17 protein-coding genes are annotated in these 21,367 nt (G+C 60.8%); 6 read left to right on the top strand and 11 right to left on the bottom strand.

Features of this window, described 5'->3' with window-relative positions:
- Positions 1-10 precede the first annotated feature (10 nt).
- The 6 genes from kdpB to O3S81_RS21635 all read right to left on the bottom strand — a co-directional run bounded on the left by kdpB (position 11) and on the right by O3S81_RS21635 (position 6,964).
- Positions 11-2,095 (bottom strand): potassium-transporting ATPase subunit KdpB, encoded by a 2,085-nt coding sequence (gene kdpB, locus O3S81_RS21660; RefSeq protein WP_269346552.1) that lies wholly within the window; start codon positions 2,093-2,095, stop codon positions 11-13.
- A gap of 44 nt (positions 2,096-2,139) precedes the next feature.
- A complete protein-coding gene (locus tag O3S81_RS21655) occupies positions 2,140-2,304 on the bottom strand; it encodes a hypothetical protein (protein ID WP_269346550.1) in 165 nt (54 codons plus the stop codon).
- A gap of 9 nt (positions 2,305-2,313) precedes the next feature.
- A complete protein-coding gene (gene kdpA / locus O3S81_RS21650; protein ID WP_269346548.1) occupies positions 2,314-4,017 on the bottom strand; it encodes a potassium-transporting ATPase subunit KdpA in 1,704 nt (567 codons plus the stop codon).
- A 133-nt stretch (positions 4,018-4,150) separates the two neighbouring features.
- Positions 4,151-4,240 (bottom strand): K(+)-transporting ATPase subunit F, encoded by a 90-nt coding sequence (gene kdpF / locus O3S81_RS21645; protein WP_006313429.1) that lies wholly within the window; start codon positions 4,238-4,240, stop codon positions 4,151-4,153.
- Between the two features lie 316 nt (positions 4,241-4,556).
- The gene (locus O3S81_RS21640) at positions 4,557-5,510 is read right to left on the bottom strand and encodes an asparaginase (RefSeq protein WP_269346544.1); all 954 of its coding nucleotides are present in this window, start codon (positions 5,508-5,510) and stop codon (positions 4,557-4,559) included.
- Positions 5,507-6,964 (bottom strand): amino acid permease, encoded by a 1,458-nt coding sequence (locus O3S81_RS21635; RefSeq protein ID WP_269346543.1) that lies wholly within the window; start codon positions 6,962-6,964, stop codon positions 5,507-5,509. Before O3S81_RS21635 ends, O3S81_RS21640 begins: the two co-directional genes overlap by 4 nt.
- A 270-nt stretch (positions 6,965-7,234) precedes the next feature.
- On the opposite strand from O3S81_RS21635, the gene O3S81_RS21630 reads away from it, so the two are divergent.
- On the top strand, positions 7,235-8,662 hold the full coding sequence (locus O3S81_RS21630; RefSeq protein ID WP_269346542.1) for an aspartate ammonia-lyase: 1,428 nt from the start codon (positions 7,235-7,237) through the stop codon (positions 8,660-8,662).
- Here O3S81_RS21630 and O3S81_RS21625 read toward each other — a convergent pair.
- The 4 genes from O3S81_RS21625 to O3S81_RS21610 form a co-directional block, all read right to left on the bottom strand.
- A complete protein-coding gene (locus tag O3S81_RS21625; RefSeq protein WP_269346540.1) occupies positions 8,631-9,347 on the bottom strand; it encodes a FadR/GntR family transcriptional regulator in 717 nt (238 codons plus the stop codon). The two genes, O3S81_RS21630 and O3S81_RS21625, sit on opposite strands and share 32 nt — an antisense overlap.
- Positions 9,348-9,584: 237 nt before the next feature.
- The gene (locus O3S81_RS21620) at positions 9,585-12,656 is read right to left on the bottom strand and encodes an efflux RND transporter permease subunit (protein ID WP_269346539.1); all 3,072 of its coding nucleotides are present in this window, start codon (positions 12,654-12,656) and stop codon (positions 9,585-9,587) included.
- Positions 12,653-13,738, bottom strand: a complete 1,086-nt coding sequence (locus O3S81_RS21615) for an efflux RND transporter periplasmic adaptor subunit (protein ID WP_269346537.1) — start codon at positions 13,736-13,738, stop codon at positions 12,653-12,655. The genes O3S81_RS21620 and O3S81_RS21615 overlap by 4 nt, the downstream gene beginning before the upstream one ends.
- On the bottom strand, positions 13,738-14,814 hold the full coding sequence (locus O3S81_RS21610; RefSeq protein WP_269346535.1) for an efflux RND transporter periplasmic adaptor subunit: 1,077 nt from the start codon (positions 14,812-14,814) through the stop codon (positions 13,738-13,740). The genes O3S81_RS21615 and O3S81_RS21610 overlap by 1 nt, the downstream gene beginning before the upstream one ends.
- A 301-nt stretch (positions 14,815-15,115) precedes the next feature.
- On the opposite strand from O3S81_RS21610, the gene O3S81_RS21605 reads away from it, so the two are divergent.
- On the top strand, positions 15,116-15,730 hold the full coding sequence (locus O3S81_RS21605) for a TetR/AcrR family transcriptional regulator (RefSeq protein WP_269346533.1): 615 nt from the start codon (positions 15,116-15,118) through the stop codon (positions 15,728-15,730).
- 38 nt (positions 15,731-15,768) lie between these two features.
- On the opposite strand, the gene hutC is transcribed toward O3S81_RS21605, so the two are convergent.
- Positions 15,769-16,509, bottom strand: a complete 741-nt coding sequence (gene hutC / locus O3S81_RS21600) for a histidine utilization repressor (RefSeq protein WP_269346531.1) — start codon at positions 16,507-16,509, stop codon at positions 15,769-15,771.
- Between the two features lie 527 nt (positions 16,510-17,036).
- Here hutC and O3S81_RS21595 point away from each other — a divergent pair.
- The 4 genes from O3S81_RS21595 to O3S81_RS21580 all read left to right on the top strand — a co-directional run bounded on the left by O3S81_RS21595 (position 17,037) and on the right by O3S81_RS21580 (position 21,348).
- Positions 17,037-18,074, top strand: coding sequence for an ABC transporter substrate-binding protein (locus tag O3S81_RS21595; RefSeq protein ID WP_269346529.1), 1,038 nt, complete (start codon positions 17,037-17,039; stop codon positions 18,072-18,074).
- Positions 18,075-18,169: 95 nt separating this feature from the next.
- Positions 18,170-19,027 carry an ABC transporter permease gene (locus O3S81_RS21590; protein WP_269346527.1) on the top strand — a complete coding sequence of 286 codons (858 nt, stop codon included), beginning with the start codon at positions 18,170-18,172 and terminating at the stop codon, positions 19,025-19,027.
- Positions 19,020-19,853, top strand: coding sequence for a quaternary amine ABC transporter ATP-binding protein (locus O3S81_RS21585; protein ID WP_269346525.1), 834 nt, complete (start codon positions 19,020-19,022; stop codon positions 19,851-19,853). The genes O3S81_RS21590 and O3S81_RS21585 overlap by 8 nt, the downstream gene beginning before the upstream one ends.
- Complete coding sequence (locus O3S81_RS21580; protein WP_269346523.1) at positions 19,846-21,348, top strand: HAL/PAL/TAL family ammonia-lyase; 1,503 nt, start codon at positions 19,846-19,848, stop codon at positions 21,346-21,348. Before O3S81_RS21585 ends, O3S81_RS21580 begins: the two co-directional genes overlap by 8 nt.
- Positions 21,349-21,367: the final 19 nt, after the last annotated feature.

The following is a 21,367-nucleotide window of genomic DNA, read 5'->3' as shown; positions in this document are numbered from 1 at the left end:
TCTTTACTCCTCAGGCGAGACCGAGCGCGGTAATGGCGAGGTCGATGGCCTTGATGCCGATGAAGGGAACGATGATGCCGCCGAGGCCATAAATGACCAGATTGCGCGACAGCAGCGCGCCGGCACCGATCGGGCGATATTTCACGCCCTTCAGCGACAGCGGGATAAGCGCGATGATGATGAGCGCGTTGAAGATGATGGCCGAGAGGATGGCGCTCTGCGGCGTTGAGAGCCCCATCACGTTCAGGACGCCAAGCTGCGGATAGAGCGCCAGGAACATCGCCGGGATGATGGCGAAATATTTGGCGATATCGTTGGCGATGGAGAAGGTCGTCAGTGCACCGCGCGTCATCAGCAATTGCTTGCCGATTTCGACGATCTCGATGAGCTTGGTCGGATCGCTGTCGAGATCCACCATGTTGCCGGCCTCGCGCGCCGCCACCGTGCCGGTGTTCATGGCGACGCCGACATCGGCCTGTGCCAGCGCCGGTGCGTCGTTGGTGCCGTCGCCGCACATGGCGACCAGCTTGCCCTTGGCCTGCTCCTCGCGGATCAGTTCCAGCTTGTTTTCCGGCGTTGCCTGGGCAAGGAAATCATCGACCCCTGCTTCCGCAGCGATGGCAGCCGCCGTCATTGGGTTGTCGCCGGTAATCATCACGGTGCGGATGCCCATGCGGCGAAGCTCGGCGAAACGTTCGCGAATGCCGCCCTTGACGATATCCTTCAGCTGCACGACGCCGAGCAACTTACCATCGCGCACCACGGCAAGCGGCGTGCCGCCGGCCTTGGCGATATCTTCCGCTATTCCGCGGATAGCGCGCGTGGCATCCGTTTCGGTTTTGAGGGCAAGCGCCGCATTGCCATGTTGCAGAGCGCCGCCATCGACATAAGCGAGAACCGCATCAACCGCACCCTTGCGAATGGAGGCGCCTTCAAAATCGACGCCGCTCATGCGGGTCTGGGCGGTGAAGGGCACGAAGCTGGCGTGCAGCTTCTGCATGTCGCGGGCGCGGATGCCGTATTTTTCCTTGGCCAGAACCACGACGGAGCGGCCTTCCGGGGTTTCGTCGGCAAGCGAGGCGAGCTGCGCGGCATCGGCAAGTTCCTGTTCGGAAACGCCGGGGATGGGGCGGAACTCGGTCGCCTGCCGGTTGCCAAGTGTGATGGTGCCGGTCTTGTCGAGCAGCAGCGTATCGACGTCACCCGCCGCCTCGACGGCGCGGCCGGACATGGCGAGCACGTTGAAACGCACCAGCCTGTCCATGCCGGCAATGCCGATGGCGGACAGAAGCGCGCCGATGGTGGTTGGGATCAGCGTGACGAACAGCGCCACCAGCACGATGATCGGGATGGAACCGCCGGCATAGGTCGCAAAGCTCGGAATGGTCGCAGTGGCGAGAACGAAGATCAGCGTCATGCCGGCCAGCAGGATGTTGAGCGCGATCTCGTTCGGTGTCTTCTGGCGCTCGGCACCTTCGACCAGCGAAATCATCCGGTCGAGGAAGGTGGAGCCGGCAGCAGCGGTGATGCGCACCCTTATCCAATCCGACAGAACCTGCGTGCCGCCGGTAACAGCCGAGCGGTCGCCGCCGGATTCGCGGATGACGGGGGCGGATTCGCCGGTTATTGCCGCCTCGTTGACGGAGGCGACACCCTCGATGACTTCACCGTCGGAGGGGATGATATCGCCTGCTTCGACGAGAACGACATCGTTCACCTTCAAGCTGTCGCCCGCAACCATTTTATACTGGCTGCGATCATCGCCGGTCAGAAGTTTCGCCTGGGTTTCCGTGCGGGTCTTGCGCAGGGAATCCGCCTGCGCCTTGCCGCGCCCTTCGGCGACGGCTTCGGCGAAATTGGCAAACAGCACTGTGAACCAGAGCCAGAGATTGATCTGGAAGGAAAAGGCGAGATTGGCGCCGCCGATGATGAGATCGCGGATGAACAGCACTGTTGTCAGCACCGACACGGTCGCCACCACGAACATGACCGGGTTGCGCGCAAGCGTGCGCGGGCTGAGCTTTTTGAATGCGTCGGCGATTGCCGGCACGAGAATGCGAGAATCGAGGATGCTCGCTTGTTTGGACTGGCTCATGAAGAGGCTCCAGCGTTTGAAACAGGGCGACCGATAAGGATCGATCAGCCCGTGATAACTTCGAGGGCGACGACGGCGGCGAACAGAGCCGCCATCATCGCAAGAATGAGATTGGAGGCGCACCAGCCGCCGGGCGTGGCGCTCCCCTTGCCGGGAGCGCCGTTGCGGGCGGGAACGATGCGGTTACTTCGGGACTTGCCGTCATTCATGGCATCACCTCAGAAGAGCTGGCCTGCCGCCATCACCAGATGTTCGGCAACGGGGCCAAGCGCGAGCGCAGGCAGGAAGGTGAGGCCGCCGACAATCAGGATCGTGCCGACAAGCAGGCCAACGAAGAGCGGGCCATCGGTCGGGAAGGTGCCTGCCGATGCCGGAACGGTCTTCTTGGTGACCAGCGAGCCAGCAATGGCGAGTGCCGGGATGATGACCAGAAAACGCCCCATCAGCATGCCGAAACCAAGGGTGATGTTGTACCAGGTCGTATTGCCCGTCAGACCGCCGAAAGCCGAGCCGTTATTGGCGGCCGCCGAAGTATAGGCATAGAGGATTTCGGAGAAGCCGTGCGGTCCGGCCGTGCCGATCGACGCCACCGCCGAGGGCAGAACCGTGGCCGTGGCGGTGAAGGCCAGCATGGCGAGCGGCAGGCAGAGAATGGCCAGAACCGCCATCTTCATTTCCTTGGCTTCGATCTTCTTGCCGAGATATTCCGGCGTGCGGCCGACCATCAGCCCCGCCACGAAGATGGCGATGACGATGAAGAGCAGAATGCCGTAGAAACCCGCGCCGACACCGCCGACGATCACCTCGCCCAGCTGCATGTTAATGAGCGGGACGAGACCACCAAGCGCCGTGAAGCTGCCATGCATGGCATTGACCGCGCCACAGGATGCAGCCGTGGTGATCACCGCAAAGAGTGACGAAAGCGCCACGCCGAAGCGGACTTCCTTGCCCTCCATGTTGCCACCAGCGAGACCAAAGCTGTGCATCAGCGGGTTTCCGGCCGCTTCCGCCCAATAGGTTACGGCGACGCCAGCGATGAACAGCACGCCCATCGCGGCAAGGATCGCCCAGCCCTGACGCTGGTTGCCGACCATGCGGCCGAAGACATTGGTGAAGGCGGCACCGATCGCGAAGATCGACACCATCTGGATCATGTTGGAAATGGCGTCCGGGTTCTCAAAGGGATGCGCGGAATTGGCGTTGAAGAAACCGCCACCATTGGTGCCGAGCATCTTGATCGCCAGCTGCGACGCCACGGGGCCGACGGCAATCGTCTGCTGCGCGCCTTCCAGTGTCTGCGCCGTGACATAGGCGCCGAGCGTTTGCGGCACGCCGAGCCACACATAGACGAGTGTGAGAATAATGCAGAGCGGCAAGAGCACGTAGAGCGTGGAGCGGACCATATCCACCCAGAAATTACCGATCGCCTTGCCGGAAGCGCGCGAAAAAGCGCGGATGAGGCCGATGGCGATCGCCATGCCCGTGGCGGCCGAAACGAAATTCTGCACCGTGAGACCGGCCATCTGGGTCAGATAGGACAGGGTGCTTTCCCCGCCGTAATTCTGCCAGTTGGTATTGGTGACGAAGCTGACCGCCGTATTGAAGGACAATTCAGGCCCGACGGCCGGCATCGCCTGCGGATTATAGGGCAGCACGGCCTGAAAGCGCATCAGCGCATAAAGCAGAGCGAAGCCGAGCAGGTTGAAGAGAAGCATGGAGAACGCATAGGTCGTCCAATGCTGTTCCTCGCGCTCGCTCGTGCCGGCAACGGCGTAGAGACCGCGCTCGACGGGTGCGAGAACCGGCGACAGCAGGGTGCGTTCGCCATTAAAGACACGCGCCATGTAGAAGCCGAGCGGCTTCACCAGCGCAAATACGATCCCGCAGAAAAGCAGGACCTGAAACCATCCATTGGGGGTCATGGTATTGAACTTTCAATAAAGCATCGGACCGAAAAGTGTCATACGGTTTTCGGATAATCCGATGCTCAGACAGAAAGAGAGAGCGGCGGATCCGATTCCGTTTATCTCCGCCACTCGAACCGCCGCTTCCCGATCAGAAGCGTTCGGGGCGAATGAGAGCATAGGTGAGATAGGCGGCGACAAAGACGGTGACGGCACCACTCAGGACATAATCGAATATCATCGCGGCCTCCATCTAAAGCCGGTCGCAGGCGCGCGTATAGGCAAAGCAGAGGGCGAAAAACACCGTCGCTGCGCCGATCAGAACAAGATCCATCATCGATGGGACTCCTTTTTCATCTGGGAGCCGGACAGGAAGAAAAGCGCCGTCATGTGGGACGTCGCTTTTCATTCTTTCTGGCTGAGAAGGGAACACCATCCCTTCCCGCACAGAAGAATGCACCCGAACCGCATAAAGGTTCGAGACGGCGACAGATGGAATAAAATAGGAATCCTATAGGAATTTTGGTGCCCGCGGAAACGGACACCCTTACCGCTTCCTAATGAGAGAGCGGCTCGCCAAAGGCGGACATGATGGTTTCCGCCGGGCTTTTGCCGGCGAGCAGCGCCGCCAGCAGAATACGGGCCTGCCCCGGCCGAAGTGTGGATGAATGCACGGCACCCGCCGCGACGAGATCATGTCCGCCGCCGCCGCCGCCATAACTTGCAACCAGCAGGCCTTCCGGCACACGGCTGGAAACCACGACCGGAACGCGGCGCTCTGCGCAGCGCTTTACCGCGTCAGCGATAAGCGGATTGGCATTGCCGGAACCGAGTGCGGCAAGCACGATACCTTTTGCACCGGCCGCAAGGCTGGCATCGATATGGGTCGCGTCACAGCCGGGATGAATGGCGACGATATCGACCCTGATATCCGTGACGGGAGCAGCAAGCTTCGGCGCTGCGGCGTGGATAAGCGGCCGCGCCGAACGGAAGGCATCCGCCGCATCCGCACTCAGCTTGTAAAGCCCCCAGGCCGGCAGACAGCGACCACCGAAGGAAAGGAGTACACCCTGTTCGGCATTCCGCTGATCGAGCGCGGTTTCTATCGCCTTCGCCAGATTGGTCGGCCCATCCGCATCCTTGTGATCCGCCGTAAATTGCGCGCCGGTGAAAACAACGGGCTTGGCAAGGGCGTGCTGCAGATGCACCAGCAGCGACGATTCTTCCATCGCGTCGGTTCCATGCAGAATGACGATGCCCGCCACGGCGGGATCGCTGAGTTCGATGCCAACGGCATCGCTGATGCGCTGCATATCAGCCAGGGTCAGGCTGGACGAATCCTTCGCCATCAGGTCGACCGGCTTCAGCCGGGCGTTGACATGCGGAACCAGCGCCAGCAGGTCCTCGCCGGAAAGGCTGGGGGTGCTGGCGCCATCGGCGCCACGCCGGCTGGCGATGGTGCCACCGGTGGCGATGACCGCCACCAGTGGAGCTTCGCCCTGCCCGCTCAATGCAATGCTCCTGCGCCCGCACGTTCGCCCGCAAGGCGATAGATACGGTCACGCAGCAGATACCAGCCGATGATCAGTGCCGGGATGATGACGAGCAGCGAGGCGATGGTCCAGGAGCCGACGGGATAATCGAAGGCCATCAGCACCAGCACGCCGAACAGGAAAATGAGCGTGAGAATACCGGTATAGGGCGCGCCGAACATGCGGAAATCCGGACGCACGAGTTCACCCCGCTTGGAAAGCTGCCAGAGCTTCAGCTGGCAGAGCACGATGACGGCCCAAGCGCAGATGATGCCGAGCGCCGAAAGGTTGAGCGCGATTTCGAAGGCGGCAGAAGGAACGACGGCGTTGAGAGCCACGCCGAGAACCGTGACGACGGCGGTGACAGCAATGCCGCCATAGGGCACGCCGTTCTTGTTCATCTTCGCAAGTGCTGCCGGCGCCGAGCCGGAAACCGCCATCGAATGCAGGATGCGTCCGGTGGAATAAAGGCCGGCATTGAGCGAAGACAACACGGCGGTGAGAACAACGAGGTTCATGATCACGTCGGCGCCCTGCACGCCGATGGAACCAAAGAAGGTCACGAACGGGCTCTCGCCGGCCTTGTAGGCGGTGTAGGGCAGAAGCAGCGCGAACAGCAGCACCGAACCGACATAAAAAACCACGAGGCGCAGAACCACGGCACGGATGGCGCGCGGCATGACCTTGCGCGGATCTTCGGTTTCGCCCGCAGCCGTGCCGATCAGCTCGATCGAGGCGTAAGCGAAGACGACCCCCTGTATGATCACGAAGGCGGGAAGAATACCGTTCGGGAAGAAGCCGCCATTATCGGTGATGATGCTGAAACCGGTGACATGGCCTTCGATCGGCGTGCCGAAAATGACGAAATAAATACCGACGACGAGGAAGATTGCGAGTGCCAGCACCTTGATCAGGCTGAACCAGAATTCAAGCTCGCCGAAGACCTTCACCGACAGCATGTTCATCGCCAGCACGACCAGAAGTGCCGTCATCGCGAATACCCACTGGTCGATACCGGCGAGCCACGGAACATATTGCTTGAAGAAATTCATATAGAGCGCGACGGCGGTCACGTCCGCCACCGAGGTCATGGCCCAGTTCAGCCAATACATCCAGCCGGCCGCAAAGGCCATCTTCTCACCGTAGAATTCACGGGCATAGGAGACGAAGGAACCGGAGCTCGGGCGATGCATGATCAGCTCGCCAAGCGCGCGCAGCACCAGAAACGCGAAGAAACCGCAGAGCGCATAAACGAAAACCAGCGCCGGGCCAGCCTGCGCGAGACGCCCGCCCGCACCCAGAAAGAGACCCGTGCCGATGGCGCCACCGATGGCAATCATCTGGATTTGGCGCGGCTTCAGGGCTTTATGGTAACCGAGATCCTCTTCGATGAAGACCTCACGTTCGGCGGGTGCCGTTTTTCCAGAATGCATGGATTTATCCTCCCGATAAAACGCTTGTAATCGGCAATAAGCCGGAAATCAAAGTGGAACTGGCGTCGTCCCCAAGGCTGGAAATATGGCCAGCGAATGCATGCATGCTGTAAAGCTGCATGACAGATTTTCGCCCTCATAATGGCAGATAATGCCGTTCGTCAAGGGTATTCGATATGATTGACCTTCTCCCCCACCACGATTAAGGTCGAAAAATCTGCAAGACAGCTTTACAGATATTGCAACGCTTAAAAGCCAGTGGAGGAAAAAGTGAGCGTGACGCGCAGGGAGCATGATTTGCTCGGAACGAAGGAAGTTCCGGCAGATGTCTATTGGGGCGTGCACACGGCACGCGCGGTGGAAAACTTCAAGATCACCGGGGTGACCATTGGCCACAACCCTTATCTCATCAGGGGACTGGCCTATGTGAAGGAGGCGGCCGCACGCGCAAATCACGAACTCGGCCTGCTGGACACGGAGCGTATGGAAGCAATCGCGGAAGCCTGCCGCGAAATTCGCGCCGGCGCGCTGCACGAGCAATTCGTGGTGGATGAAATTCAGGGCGGAGCCGGCACTTCCACCAATATGAACGCCAATGAGGTCATCGCCAACCGCGCGCTTGAACTGCTTGGCCACGAAAAAGGCGATTACGCCCGTCTTCACCCGAATGACCATGTCAATCTCAGCCAGTCGACCAATGACGCCTATCCGACGGCGGTCAATGTCGGCCTGATCGAATCAATCGACGATCTGGCGGCGTCCATGGGCGTGCTGAAGGAGGCCTTCGACCGCAAGGCGCAGGAATTTGCCGGTTTCATCAAGATCGGCCGCACGCAGCTGCAGGACGCCGTGCCGATGACGCTCGGCCAGGAATTCCGCACTTTTGTGGTGATGCTCGGCGAAGATCAGGCCCGCCTGATCGAATCCGCCGCGCTGCTGCACGAGATCAATCTCGGTGCCACCGCCATCGGCACAGGGCTCAATGCGCCGCGCGGTTACGCCGCGCTTGCCTGCCAGCATCTGGCTGAGCTGACCGAACGGCCGCTCGTGACAGCTGCCGACCTGATCGAAGCCACACAGGACCCCGGTGCCTTCGTGCATCTCTCCGGCGTGCTGAAACGCGTTGCCGTCAAGCTGTCGAAGACTTGCAACGACCTTCGCCTGCTCTCCTCCGGCCCGCGCGCCGGCATCGGCGAGATCACCCTGCCCTCGGTTCAGGCAGGGTCCAGCATCATGCCGGGCAAGATCAATCCGGTCATTCCCGAAGTGGTCAACCAGGTCGCCTATGCGGTGATCGGCAACGACATCACCATCACCATGGCCGCCGAAGCCGGGCAGCTGCAGCTGAACGCTTTCGAGCCCATCATCGTGCGGGCGTTGTCGCAGAGCATCAGCCAGCTGAGCGCCGCCTGCCGCACCCTGGCGGAACGCTGCGTCGAGGGCATCGTCGCAAATCCCGCCATCATGGCACAGCGTGTGGAAGAATCGATCGGTCTCGCCACCGCGCTTAATCCGCTGATCGGTTATTACGCGGCGACGGAAGTGGCGAAGGAAGCGCTTGCCAGCGGCCGCACCGTGCCGCAGGTGGTTCTGGAACGGGGGTATCTGACGGAAGCGCAATTGCAGCAGGCGCTGAGCCCGCGGCATCTTGCCAACCTGCCGGCCGTCACGGCTGGCGAAGCCGATCTTCGCCAATGATCGTCGTCACCACCTGCTTCACCTGGCCGAGGTGAATTTCCATCGCCTCACGCGCCTCGGGTGCTGAACTCCGCCGGATTGCCTCGACGATCCGGCGGTGCTCGAAATTCGAGGCTACACGGCGGCCCGCCATCAGGTTCACCATCTCGGACTGCTGGGAAAGGGCTTCGCGGGCATCTGCCACGACCTTGGCGAACAGCCCGTTGGCCGAAGCCTCCGCAATGGCGCAGTGAAATTGCCCGTCGAGCAGCACCCAGGGATGCGGCCTCTCTTCGGCCTCCATCCGGTCGCAAAGATCCAGAAGGGCCGCCAGTTGCGCATCCGTGCGCCTCAGCGCCGCCCAGCCGGCGGCCGGCACCTCGATGAAGGGGCGGGCCTCGATCAGATCGCGGGCGGAATAGGCTCCGTAATTCAGTTCGGAAGGCGGCGCCAGCGTCATCACATAAGTGCCGCTGCCCGTGCGGGTCTGCGTCAGTCCCAGCGTCTGAAGCGAGCGCAGCGCCTCACGGATGATCGGCCGGCTGACGCCATATCGCACCGCCAGATGGGATTCGGCAGGCAGCCGGGTACCGACCGCAAGCTGCCCCGAGGTGATGGCGGAGCGGATATCCTCGAACACCGCTTCCGCGGCATTCTTGCGATTGATCGGCTGTGCCTCCGCAAGCCAATCCGACAACCCGCCCATCTTCAAACCCTCCGGCACCCAATGTGATCCGCAATATCGGCGCAAAATCCTGAAAGGTTTTACAAGGCGCGACATGCGGATTCGATAAGCAAGTTCATGCGACCGCCCGTAAACGAAAGGACGGCCGCCGCTCTTACGGCTAAGCCGAACTTCCTAACATTATCCTGCCCATGGGAACAACGATGGCGGATATTTTTATGGGGAGTGAGGAAACCTGCCCTCACTCCGTTTCAGCCGTCACACCTTTACTTCCGCTCCCTCCGGCTTCTCATCCTCGCGCGGAATACGGAACCACGCGACATAGAGCGCCGGCAGGAAAAGCAGCGTCAGCGCCGTGCCGATCACGATACCGCCCATCATGGCATAAGCCATCGGACCCCAGAATACTTCCCGGGATATGGGAATGAGGGCAAGCGTGGCCGCCGCCGCCGTCAGCATGATCGGTCGCATGCGGTGCTCGGTCGCCTCGATGACGGCACGCCAGGCCGAGACCCCCTCGCTTCTCAGATGCTCGATCTGCACCACGAGGATGACCGAGTTGCGGATCAAGATGCCGATCAGCGCCAGCACGCCCAGAATGGCGACGAAGCCCATCGGCGCATTGGAGAAGAGCAGCGCCACCACCACGCCGATCAGCGCGGTCGGCGCCACGGCGAAGACCAGGAACAGCCGGCTGAAGCTTTGCAGCTGGATCATCAGGATTGTCGCCATCGCAAACAGCATCAAGGGCACGACCGCAACGATCGGCGCTTGCGAATCCGCGCTGGATTCAACCGAGCCACCAATCTCAAGCTTGTAACCGACGGGAAGCATTTTCTCGAAGGCTTCGAGTTTCGGCTTCAACTGCTCCACAATCGTCGCAGGCTGGGTCGGGCCGATAATGGCAGCCTTGACGGTAACCGTCGGGATCCGGTCACGACGCCAGATGGTGGGCTGTTCCAGTTCGTAGCGGAAATTGGCAATCGCCGAGAGCGGCACGGCCTTGCCGTTGGTCGCGGGCAATTGCAGGTTCTGCAAGGTCTCGATGGAACCGCGTTCCGCCAGCTGCGCCCGCGCCACCACGTTGACGAGATAGATATCATCCCGAACCTGGGTGACAGTGGAGCCCTCGACGATGCTGTTCATGGCATTGGCGATGTCTTCCGAGGAGACGCCGAGCTGGCGGGCCTTGTCCTGCAGAACATCGACCTTGACCACGCGCGTCGGCTCGTTCCAGTCCATGACCAGATTGGACAGCAGCCGGTGTTCTCCAACGATGCCCGACAATTCCTGGCCAAGTTCACGGACTTTCTGGATATCGGGACCGCTCAGGCGATATTGCACCGGTTTTCCGACCGGCGGGCCGATATCGAGCAATTTCACGAAGGCGTCAGTGCCGGTGAATGTACGGTCCAGATAATCCTGCAACTCGGCGCGCACCTTGTCGCGCACGTCCAGCCCCTTGGTGACGATGACCGTCTGGCCGAAAGTGACGTCAGGCGTCTGCACGTCGAAAGACAGGATGAAACGCGGCGCACCTTCACCGACATAGGTCGTCCAGTGATCGATATCCGGATTCTTGGCCAGCATGTCCTGCTCAAACTTGGCCATCTGCCGGTTGGTTTCAGCAATCGAACTGTTCTGCGGCAGGTTCCAGTCGACGATAAGTTCCACACGGTCGGATGACGGGAAGAACTGCTGCTGCACCAGGCTCATGCCGCCGATGGACAGGGCAAACAACGCAACCGTGGCGATGATCGTCACCCAGCGCCACCGCAGCGCCCGGCCGAGAAGCCAGGAAAAGGCGGAGGCAAAACGACCCTTCTTCTCATGGTGCGATTTCATCGTCTTCGGCAGGATCGTCACGCCGAGCAGCGGCGTAAACAGCACCGCGACGATCCATGACACGACGAGCGAAACGGCGATCACGACAAAAAGCGTGAAGGTGAACTCACCCGCCGCGCTGTTGTTGAGACCGACGGGAATGAAGCCGGCAACGGTGACCAGCGTACCCGTGAGCATCGGGAAAGCGGTGGACGTGTAAACATAGGTCGCCGCTTTCCTGAGATCGTCTCCGACCTCAAGCCGCGCCACCATCATCTCGACCGCGATCATCGCATCGTCGACGAGAAGCCCGAGCGCGATAATGAGCGCACCCAGCGAGATACGTTGCAGCGAGATGCCGGTATATTCCATGTAGACGAAAGTGATCGCCAGCACGAGCGGAATGGAGACGGCAACCACCATGCCGGCCCTGAGGCCAAGGCTGATGAAGCTGATGACGAGAACGATGGCGATGGCCTCGAACAGAGCCGAGGTAAAGCCCGAGACCGCCTCATCGACCACGGCCGGCTGATCGGACACGCGGTGCACATCGACGCCGATCGGCAGATCCGCAACGACGCGCTTCATCTCCGCATCCAGCGCCTCACCGAAATGCAGTAGGTTCGCACCGGTTTTCATGCCGATCGCAAGGCCGATGGCCGGCTGGCCGTTAAAACGGAACAGCGAGGATGGTGGATCGGCATAACCGCGCCGGATCGTCGCCACTTCCGTCAGCGGGAAGAAGCGGTTGTTGACGCGCAGATTGATGGATCGCAGGCTGTCTTCCGAGGTGAACTGGCCGCTGACGCGCAACGCCACGCGCTCCGGCCCGGCATTAACGAAACCGGACTGGGTGACGGCGTTCTGCGATTGCAGCGTCTTGATGATCGATTGCTGATCGATGCCGAGCGCCGCGATCTGCCGTGTGGAAAATTCCAGATAGATCGCCTCATCCTGCGCGCCGATGACATCAACCTTGCCGATATTGTCGACGGTCAGCACCTTCGCACGCGCATCTTCCACCAGGTCGCGCAATTGCCGCTGGCTGAGGCCATCGCTGGTGAAAGCATAGATATTGCCATAGACATCGCCGAAACGGTCATTGAAGAAGGGGCCGACGACGCCCGAGGGAAACTCTCCCTTGATGTCGCCGATCATGTTGCGCACCCGAACCCAGGTGGGCTCGACATTGCGCGCCTTGGTTTCCGGCACCAGCTCCACGAAGATCGTCGTGCGGCCGGCCACCGTCTGGCTGCGCAGATAATCAAGATTGTCGAGTTCCTCGAGCTTCTTCTCGATCCTGTCGGTCACCTGGCGGGCCACTTCTTCCGCCGAAGCGCCCGGCCATTGCGCGCTGATCACCATGGTCTTGATGGTGAAGTTCGGATCTTCCTCACGGCCGAGGTTGAGATAGGAGAAAACGCCGGCGAGAAGGAAAACCAGCATGAAATACCAGATGAGCGAACGGTGTTCGAGCGCCCAGTCGGAAAGGTTGAATTTCTTCACTGACGGACCTCCTGATCGATCCTGATGGCTTGTCCATCCTTGAGCTTGTGAACACCGGCGCTGGCGACGCGTTCGCCAGGCTTGACGCCGCCGGTGATGCGCACGCTGCCGCCCTCGGCGGGTTCACCTTCTATCGTGACCGGGCGGTAGGTCACCGTCGCCGTATCGGTATTGACGATCCAGACGCCCCAGCCATTCTCGGTTTTCAACAGTGCTGACGCGGGAAGCGTGATTTGCGGTTCGGAGGCGGCAAGCGCGAGCGCCGTGACGACGGAGCCCAGCCGGAAGGTCGGCGGGGCATCCTGCAAGCTGATTTTCGTGCGGCGGGTACGGGTTGCCGTTTCGGCTTCCGGAGCGATCTCGCGTACCACGCCGGTGGTGCGGATTTTCGGATCGAGCTGCAGGGCGATCTCGAAGGTGGAGCCGATTTCCAGCCGCTGTGCCGCAAATTGCGGAACATCCACCACCACGTCGCGCACTTCCGGGCGAGCAATGGTCACCACCGTCTGGCCGGCAGAAACGACCTGACCGATTTCACCTGATGTGGCGGTTACCACGCCGTCAAATTCCGCACGCAGCTGCGCATAACCCAGCTGCTCCTCGGCCTTGTCCAGATTGGCGCGGGCCTTGGCGACGGAAGCGTTGGCCGTGCGTGTGGCCTGCTCCGCCTCTTCAAGTGCCGCTTCCGTGCCGCTGCGGGCTTCTGCCAGCACACGCTGGCGCTGTTCGGTCGTCACCGCATTGGCGAGCTGCGCCTCTGCATTAGAAAGATCGGATTGCGCGCTTTTCACCGAAAGTTCCAGCGCCAGCGGATCGATCGACGCCACAACGTCGCCTTTCTTGACCAGATCGGCCACATCGACATTGCGGGCGATGATGCGGCCGAGAACGCGAAAACCAAGATCGGTCTGAATGCGCGATTCCACCGTGCCCGTCAGACGAAGCGCATCCGCCGACTTTTCCTCCACGACAACGGAGAGCACCGGACGTGGCGCTTCAGCGGCCGCTTCCTGCTTTTCCTGGCAGGACGAGAGCGCAATGGCCGGAATGAGCAAAAACAAGCTTCTGTTTATCCTGAACATTATTGTGCCTGCCCCTTTTCATAGGCGACCTTTTCACCGGTGCGGAGAAATTTGGTACCGACAGTGACGACGAGATCACCCGGATTGAGCCCTTCCGTGACAACAAATTGACCGGTCTCGTAATCGGCGACCTGAACCGGGCGCATCGCGACTTCCGAGGATCGCGGATCGACCAGCCAGACGGCGGGGAGGCCATCCTGCGAGGTCATCGCCGACCACGGAAGCTCGATCGCGTCGACCTGCTTGAAGCGAAAATGACCGGATACGGGCGCGCCGAGCGGCATGGTCATGTTGCCGTTCAGCCCGACCTTGACCCGGATCGTTCCGTTATCCGGATCGATCGTCGGGGAAATTTCGCGCACCGGCGCCGCAACGGTTTGGCCAGGATCCGAAAGGAGGCTGACATTGACGATATTGTCGATATCGCGCTCGAGAAAGAGGGATTCGTAGACATCGAAGACCGCATCGCGCGGCCCGTCATGCGCCAGCGTGAAGACGAGCTGGGCGGCCTGCGCCACCTGGCCAACCTCGACATTGCGCGCCGTGATCACGCCATCCGCATCGGCCTTGAGCTCGGTATAGGACAGCGCATCGCGCGCCGTATCGAGCTGCGCCTGCGCCGATCTCACCGCCCCTTGTGTGGTGAGCAGGGTTTCCTGGGCCTTGTCGACCGCCGAGCGCGAGGTCACCTGCGTCCTGAACAGGCTCTGCTGGCGGTCGAACGTCAGCTGCGCCTGCGTCTGCTGCGCTTCGGCCGATTGCAGGTTGGCCAGGGCAACATCGATGTCGGCCTTCTGTTCTTCGGGGTCGATGCGGGCGAGCAATTGCCCGGTCTTCACCCGCGCCCCCACATCCACCAGCCGCTCGGTTATCTTGCCGCTGACCCGGAACGACAGGTCCGTCTGGACCCTTGCCCGCACTTCTCCGGTTATGACGCTGCCGCGATCGACGGGCTTTTTCTGGACCGCCACCACATCGACGGTGCGAAGCGGCTTTTCGGCGGGCGGTTCTTCATTACTGCAGGACGACAGGGCGAAAATGCCGCCAAGCGCCGCCGCGATAAGGATGGTTTTCATGGTGACCTCTTGATCTTCGCCTCATCCTATAATATTTGACTAACTGAATAGTCAATGAAATTCTCATGCCGCCGATCGGGGATTTGGCCGGATATCGGGCCAGCTTCCCGAATGATCATTTCCCGTCGTCCGGCACATCCCTGCGGGCGCATCGGCGATGTTCCGGCATATTGAACCATGCGTGCGCCTCCACAAAAATCCATTCCGGTTTTTGCGCCGGTGCTATAGGCAACCATCACTCGTTTCCGCCAATCGACGGACAAAAGGGGCACGCGCCAAAAACAAAGAAGGATCCGGGGCCATGGCGAAAGAAAAACTGACACGCGCTGAACAGAAGATACAACGTCCGCTGCAAATTCTCGACGCCGCATTCGAGGAATTCATCAAAAGGGGATTCACGGCGACGCGGGTGGAGGACATCGCCGAACGGGTGGGGGTGACCAAGGGCACGGTCTATGTCTACTTCGAGACCAAGGAGGCGCTGTTCGAGGCGATGGTCAAACATGCCTCGTTGCCGTTTCAGGAGGCCTTCAAGGCCTATACGCATAAATCCGACGATCCCGTCGAGGAGCTTCACTCGCTGCTCGAATTCCTGTTCGATGCCTTGGTCGACAACCGGAAAATGCGCGAATTGTTCCGCCTGATCGTCGCGGAAGGCGCAAAATTCCCTGAACTCATCGACCAGCACCATGACACGCTTATGGTACCGGTCTTCGCGCGCATCGATACGATCCTGGATGAGGGCGTGGCGAAGAAAAGATTCAGGGCCAACCCCCCTGAACTCGCCAAGGTGGTGATGTCCCCCATGGTGGGAACATTGGTGTTCCGGCTGATCTTCGATGACCGGCGCAGCCTGGACAGGCGGGCCGTCCTGTCGATTCATCTCGATCTGATCATGCGCGGGCTACTGGCCTGATCGTCAAAGGCGCCGCAGCATTTTGGTAAGATCGAGGGCTATTCCTGGCTTTCGAGCCGGTATCGCGAACCGGGATACAACAGCCGCACGGATGTGACGGCACGGCTTGCCGACCAGGTTCGGCGGCGCACGAGAAGGCAAGGCTCGTTCCGGCTGATGGCCATCAATTTACATTCCCATGGCTGGGGCGATGCGGCCTCGATGAATTGCTCCGTCCGGGAAATGGGTGCCGCCGCCGTCAGATAGGCATTCGGCGTGAGCGTATTGAAATCCTGCATCAGATAATCCGGCGCAATCTCCGCATTAACGAAACGATCCTCCAATTGGATCGGCACATCATCCTCATGGTGGACGATGATGGAGTGAAACACCTTCGCTCCCACAGCAATCTCCAGCGCGGTTGCGAGATCCGGCCCGCAGACCTCCGTCTGAGCCAAAATCAGGCTCGGCCGATGCGTGGAACCGCGCTCCTTGATCTCGTCAGCGATGTTTCGCACGCCCATCATGCCGGCGCTTCGCTTTTTCGGGGCGACGAAGGATCCGCGCCCCTGCACGCGCACGATCACACCCTCGGTTGCCAGTTCCCGCAGGGCACGGTTTGCCGTCATGCGGCTGACACCCAGCATGTCGACCATCTCGTTTTCAGAAGGTATCCTGTGGTTCGTCAACCACTCTCCGCTGGCGATCTTTTCCTTGATCTGTTCTTTCACACGCTCATAGAGCGGCAGGGAGGAGCGATCACCCGGGACAGAAAACTCGCTTTCGGTGACGGGCAGCATTGAAACTCCTAAAAATCGGGCGACTGCACAAAACGCAGCCAGAATCCGTACGAGCACAAAATTATCACATCCTATCTTGCTTGTCTTTTGTAAATGTGTGAAGTTACATATACAACTTGAGGGAAAAATAATGGCGAGCGAGGACTCGATCTCTAACAGCCGCAAGTCAGCCGCCGGCGTTCGGGGCGAGAGCCGCATGCCCGCCCAGCGCCGTGGCGGGAACTGCCTAGGCAAAGCTGCCGCCGCATGGGCGGCCGAACCAGTTCGTTGCCCGCCGCAAGATCATTCTTCCCAAAACCAGCCCACCGCATGCGCCGCGGCCGCAATATTTCCAAAGCATCCGCGCCATGCGAATATTTCAAAGTTGTATAGTGAACTTTCAACAAGCCGATTTACGGCGAGCTTCGACTTCCACAGCGATTCGATGACAACCGGCCCCAAGGCTTATCACTTGAACGGAGTGCCCGGCCGAACCTGAAAAACGCATGCCAGCAAGTTGCCAATCATCAAACCAAAAGGGGAATGCAATGCTGAATTCAAAACTGAAAATCGCGCTGGCCACGACCGCGCTTGTCATGGGAGCATATGCCGGCGCCGCCAGGGCGGAAGGCTATTGCAGCGCCGGAAAGACCATCACCTTCGCCGGTATCGACTGGGAAAGCGGCGCCTTCATCACCGAGGTCATGAAGGAAATCCTGTCCAAGGGCTATGATTGCAAGGTCGATTCCATCCCCGGCAATTCCGTGACGCTCGAACAGGCGACCGCCAATAACGACGTGCAAATCTTCGCCGAAGAATGGATCGGCCGTTCCGATGTCTGGAACAAGGCCGCCGAAGCCGGCCAGGTGAAGTCGGTCGGCAAGACCTTTGTCGGCGCCGCCGAAGGCTGGTTCGTGCCGGAATATCTGGTCAAGGGCGACCCCGCAAAAGGCATCGAAGCGAAGGCTCCCGATCTGAAGAGCGTCGACCAGCTTTCCGATCCGAAGATCGTCGAATTGTTCAAGGACCCGGAAGAGCCGACCAAGGGTCGGTTCCTCAACTGCCCGTCGGGCTGGACCTGCGAAGGCGTCAACACCGCCAAGCTTCAGGCCTACAAGCTCGAAGGAAACTATGTGAACTTCCGTCCCGGCACCGGCACCGCGCTTGATGCCGCAATTGCCGCCGGCTACCTTCAGGGCGAGCCGATGCTGTTCTATTACTGGAGCCCGACGGCGATCATGGGCAAATACAAGCTCATCCAGCTGCAGGAGCCCGCCTATAGCGACGCCTGCTGGAAGGAACTGACAAGCGCGGACGGAAAGCGCGATGCCGGCTGCGCATTCCCCTCCGTCGAGGTGGCCTATGGCGTGAACAGCACCTTTGCGAAGGACGCGCCGGAAATCATGGCGATCCTTGAAAAGGCGACTTTCCCGCTGGCGGAAATCAACGCCAGCCTGGCCTATATGACGGACAAGCAGGTCGATGCGACCGCCGCTGCCAAGACCTTCCTGCAGACCAAGGCCGATATCTGGGGTGGCTGGGTTTCGGCCGACGCCAAGGCGCGTATCGAAGCCGCCGTCAAGTAAGGATGGCAGGCGCGCCGGGCTTCCGGCGCGCATTTTCCCGTCAGGACAGGGGTCGGCTCCGCAGATCGGAGTCGGCAGGCGCGAGGACTACACCGATGTTTCCTGAAGTTTTCCATATTTCCATCCGCGGCCCGATCAATGAAATCGTGCGCTCGCTGGTGGTGAACTACGGCTACGTTTTCAAGGCGATCTCGCAGACGATCCTGCAGGCGATCCTCTTCGTAGAATGGGCCCTGCGCGGGCTGCCGTGGTGGGCCATTTTTCTGGTCTTTCTGATGCTCGCCTGGTTTGCCGCGAAAAAGATTTCGCTGGTCATCATGGTCGCCGTCATGCTGTTCATCGTTGGCGCGCTCGGTCTCTGGGACCTGACGATGCAGACACTGGCGCTGATGCTGATTGCCAGCCTCATCTCCATCGTCATCGGCGTGCCCATGGGCATCCTGCTTGCGAAAAGCGAATGGGCGCGGCGCATCACCCTGCCGATCCTCGATGTCATGCAGACCATGCCGAGCTTCGTTTATCTCATCCCCGCCATCATGCTGTTCGGCCTCGGCAAGGTTCCGGCCGTGCTTGCCACCATCATTTATGCCGTGCCGCCGCTGATCCGCCTGACCGATCTCGGCATCCGGCAGGTGGACCGGGAAGTGGTGGAGGCGGCGACCGCTTTCGGTGGCAGCCCGAGACAGATCCTTTTCGGTGTCGAATTGCCGCTTGCCACACCGACCATCATGGCCGGTCTCAACCAGACGATCATGATGGCACTCTCCATGGTCGTCGTCGCCTCGATGATCGGCGCGCGCGGCCTTGGCGAGCAGGTGCTGAACGGCATCCAGACGCTCGATGTCGGCAAGGGTCTGGAAGCAGGTCTCGGCATCGTTATTCTCGCAATCGTGCTCGATCGCATCACCCAGGGTTTTGGCCGATCCAGCCGGAAGGAAATGGGCAATGACTGATATCCATATCCGCAACGTGTCCAAGATATTCGGCGGCAACTGGAAAGCTGCGCTGAGCATGGCCCAGCAGGGCGCAGAGAAAAGCGAAATCCTGGCAAAGACGGGATGCAGTGTCGGCCTCGACAATGTCAGCCTCGACATCGAAGCCGGCCGCATTTTCGTGATCATGGGTCTTTCCGGCTCCGGCAAGTCGACGCTGGTGCGCCACATCAACCGCCTGATCGAACCGACAAGCGGCGAGATTCTCGTCGGTGGAGACAATGTTCTCGCCCTCAAGGCGAAGGAGCTGCGGGATTTCCGCAACCGTCGCGTCAGCATGGTATTCCAGAATTTCGGCCTGATGCCGCACCGCACCGTGTTGCAGAACGTGGTTTATGGCCAGCGCGTACGCGGGCTGACCAAGGCGGATGCACGGCCCATCGGCATGAAGTGGATCGAGACCGTTGGACTTTCGGGCTATGAGGACAAGTTTCCGCACCAGCTTTCCGGCGGCATGAAACAGCGTGTCGGTCTCGCCCGGGCGCTCGCAGCCGATACCGATGTCATCCTGATGGACGAGGCCTTTTCGGCGCTCGACCCGTTGATCCGCGCCGACATGCAGGACCAGCTGCTGCAGCTTGAAAAGAACCTGCACAAGACCATCGTCTTCATTACCCACGATCTCGACGAGGCGCTTCGTATCGGTGCGCAGATCGCGATCCTGAAGGATGGCAAGCTGGTTCAGGTCGGAACCCCGGACCAGATCCTCAACAGCCCCGCAAACGACTACGTCGCCCGTTTCGTGGAACGCCGCGCGGGTGCGGCGGGAGAAAGCCAGCATGGCTGAGACGATCACCATCGATCGCCCTCTCACCTGGCAGCAGATTGCCGCTGTCGCAAAGGGTGCGACGCTTCACCTGTCGGATGATGCCTGGCAACGCATTGCCCGCGCGCGCGCCATCGTCGATGCCCTCGTCGAAAAGCGCGTGCGCGGTTATGGCATCAATACCGGTGTAGGCGCGCTCTGCGATGTGATCGTGGATATTCCCCAGCAGCAGGCGCTCTCCCGCAACATCCTGCTCAGCCATTCCTGCGGCGTCGGAGAGCCGCTCGGGCGCGAAGAAACACGCGCCATCATGGCCGCCCAGATCAACAACTTCGCGCATGGTTATTCCGGCGTGCAGGTGGAGACAGTGAAAACACTGCTGACCCTGCTGAACGGCGATATCCTTCCCCTCATTCCCTCGAAGGGTTCGGTGGGTTACCTCACCCATGCCGCGGCCATAGGCCTCGTGCTGATCGGCGAAGGCCGGGCCCGCCACCGGGGCGAATTGATCAGCGGCAGGCAGGCGCTCGAAGCGCTTGGCCTGGCACCCATGGTTCTGCGGGCGAAAGAAGGGCTGAGCCTCGTCAACGGTACACCCTGCGCCACGGGCCTCGCCAGCCTCGCGCTTGCCCGCACCACCCGCCTGCTTGACTGGGCCGATGCGGCAGCGGCCATGAGCTATGAAAATCTGGGCGCACAGGCAGACCCCTTCGCTGCGGGACCGCTCGCCTTGCGTATCTCGCCCGGCATCCAGGCCGTCGGCGAAAACCTGCGCCGTCTTTTGGCGGCAAGCCCGCTTCTCGCCCGGTCGGCCGGTTCCCGCACGCAGGATCCGCTGAGCCTGCGCGCCGTGCCGCAGGTGCATGGCGCCGTGCGCGACAGCGTGGCGCAGATCGCCGACGTCGTGAACCGAGAACTCGCAAGCGTCACCGACAACCCTGTCGTCGCCGGCACGTCGCAGGCGCCCGAAGTCCACTCCCAGGCCCATGCCGTGGGTGCTGCGCTTGGCCTCGCCATGGATGGGCTGGCAACGGCCACGGCCGAACTTGCGGCGATTTCCGAGCGTCGCATCGACCGGCTCGTCAATCCACTCGTGAGCGGTCTACCGGCCTTTCTCGCGGATGGTGACGGTGTCTGCTCCGGTTTCATGATCATCCAGTATACCGCTGCAGCGCTTGCCGCGGAAAACCGCCGCCTCGCTGCGCCCGCCAGCCTCGATGGCGGCATCACCTCCGCATTGCAGGAGGATATATTAACGCACGCCACAGCCGCTGCCGACAAGACGCTTTCGATTATCGGCAATCTGGAAACCATTCTCGCGATCGAGATCATGTGTGCGGCACAGGCTTACGATATGCAGCCCGACCGGGATGGCCGAGCACCCGGCACGGATGCGCTCTACCGGCGTGTTCGGATGACGGTGCCGTTCTACCGTGACGACCGTCCGCTCAACGATATGGTGACCGCCGTTCGTGACCTGCTGCAAGAAACCCGTGCGACTGAAGCCTTCAACTGAAGGCATCATCGCTCTCACC

Source organism: Agrobacterium sp. SOY23 (genome assembly GCF_027212525.1).
GTDB classification, from domain to species: domain Bacteria; phylum Pseudomonadota; class Alphaproteobacteria; order Rhizobiales; family Rhizobiaceae; genus Agrobacterium; species Agrobacterium tumefaciens_I.
This window is presented reverse-complemented; position numbering and strand designations above follow the sequence as displayed.

Bases quoted from the DNA above. Each gene is read 5' to 3' on its own strand.
- kdpB (WP_269346552.1), bottom strand. From the start codon at position 2,095: ATGAGCCAGTCCAAACAAGCGAGCATCCTCGATTCTCGCATTCTCGTG.
- O3S81_RS21655 (WP_269346550.1), bottom strand. From the start codon at position 2,304: ATGAATGACGGCAAGTCCCGAAGTAACCGCATCGTTCCCGCCCGCAAC.
- kdpA (WP_269346548.1), bottom strand. From the start codon at position 4,017: ATGACCCCCAATGGATGGTTTCAGGTCCTGCTTTTCTGCGGGATCGTA.
- kdpF (WP_006313429.1), bottom strand. From the start codon at position 4,240: ATGATATTCGATTATGTCCTGAGTGGTGCCGTCACCGTCTTTGTCGCC.
- O3S81_RS21635 (WP_269346543.1), bottom strand. From the start codon at position 6,964: ATGCATTCTGGAAAAACGGCACCCGCCGAACGTGAGGTCTTCATCGAA.
- O3S81_RS21625 (WP_269346540.1), bottom strand. From the start codon at position 9,347: ATGGGCGGGTTGTCGGATTGGCTTGCGGAGGCACAGCCGATCAATCGC.
- O3S81_RS21615 (WP_269346537.1), bottom strand. From the start codon at position 13,738: ATGTTCAGGATAAACAGAAGCTTGTTTTTGCTCATTCCGGCCATTGCG.
- O3S81_RS21610 (WP_269346535.1), bottom strand. From the start codon at position 14,814: ATGAAAACCATCCTTATCGCGGCGGCGCTTGGCGGCATTTTCGCCCTG.
- O3S81_RS21605 (WP_269346533.1), top strand. From the start codon at position 15,116: ATGGCGAAAGAAAAACTGACACGCGCTGAACAGAAGATACAACGTCCG.
- hutC (WP_269346531.1), bottom strand. From the start codon at position 16,509: ATGCTGCCCGTCACCGAAAGCGAGTTTTCTGTCCCGGGTGATCGCTCC.
- O3S81_RS21595 (WP_269346529.1), top strand. From the start codon at position 17,037: ATGCTGAATTCAAAACTGAAAATCGCGCTGGCCACGACCGCGCTTGTC.
- O3S81_RS21590 (WP_269346527.1), top strand. From the start codon at position 18,170: ATGTTTCCTGAAGTTTTCCATATTTCCATCCGCGGCCCGATCAATGAA.
- O3S81_RS21585 (WP_269346525.1), top strand. From the start codon at position 19,020: ATGACTGATATCCATATCCGCAACGTGTCCAAGATATTCGGCGGCAAC.
- O3S81_RS21580 (WP_269346523.1), top strand. From the start codon at position 19,846: ATGGCTGAGACGATCACCATCGATCGCCCTCTCACCTGGCAGCAGATT.